Origin of the sequence: Pseudomonas sp. SLFW (genome assembly GCF_009905615.1) — a bacterium.
Lineage (GTDB): Bacteria > Pseudomonadota > Gammaproteobacteria > Pseudomonadales > Pseudomonadaceae > Aquipseudomonas > Aquipseudomonas bambusae.
The window spans coordinates 1-859 of record NZ_JAAAKW010000054.1 but is presented as its reverse complement, the minus strand read 5'-3'; the positions used below and the strand labels follow the sequence as shown (position 1 = coordinate 859).

The following is an 859-nucleotide window of genomic DNA, read 5'->3' as shown; positions in this document are numbered from 1 at the left end:
CCAGCGCCGCAGATCGCAGAAGTGCTCTTGCTTTGATCGATGCGGCGGTGCAAGCAGGCGCTCGCCAAACTGCAGCGTGTAACGAGTTGGGAACCTGCGTGCGCACAGTGCAGCGCTGGCGTCATCAACTGCAGGACGGGAGGCCCGAGGCACGCCGTTCGGAGCCTGCCAACAAGCTCAGCGAAGATGAACGTCTGGCTGTGCTGCAAGCCGCTAACCGGCCCGACTGCGCAGGGCTCACTCCTCATGAGATAGTGCCCAAACTGGCAGACGAAGGCATATATCTGGCTTCTGAAGCAACGTTCTATCGCGTGCTCAAGTCTGCGGGGCAAGCCCGTCACCGAGGGCGCTCGCGCGCGCCACAAACCCGGCCGTTGACGACTCATCGTGCAGACGGCCCCAACCAGATCTGGTGCTGGGACATCACTTGGCTACCGAGCAACATCAAGGGCAGATTTTTCTACTGGTACATGGTCAAGGATATCTACAGCCGCAAACTGATCATGAACGATGTCCATGAAACCGAGAGCGCAGACCACGCTGGCGTACTGATGGAGCGCGCTTGCCTGCGCGAAAATATCCTCCCGACCCAGTTAATCCTGCACTCGGATAACGGCAGCGCGATGAAAGGGGCGACCATGCTGGCTGCATTACACGATCTTGGGGTATTACCTTCGTTTAGCCGCCCACGAGTCAGCAACGACAATGCCTATGCTGAAGCCCTGTTCCGCACCGCAAAATATTGTTCGCTGTGGCCACAACGGCCTTTTGAATCACTGGACGAAGCACGTCAATGGGTGATGGCGTTTGTCACCTGGTACAACAACGAGCATCTCCACAGTAGCCTTAAGTACGTCAC

Annotated in this window: 1 protein-coding gene; it reads left to right on the top strand. The window is 57.6% G+C overall.

Annotated features, from left to right (window positions below):
- Positions 1-47: 47 nt before the first annotated feature.
- Positions 48-859 (top strand): IS3 family transposase (locus GVN17_RS29445; protein WP_371928649.1); only part of this gene is annotated, 812 nt, incomplete at its 3' end.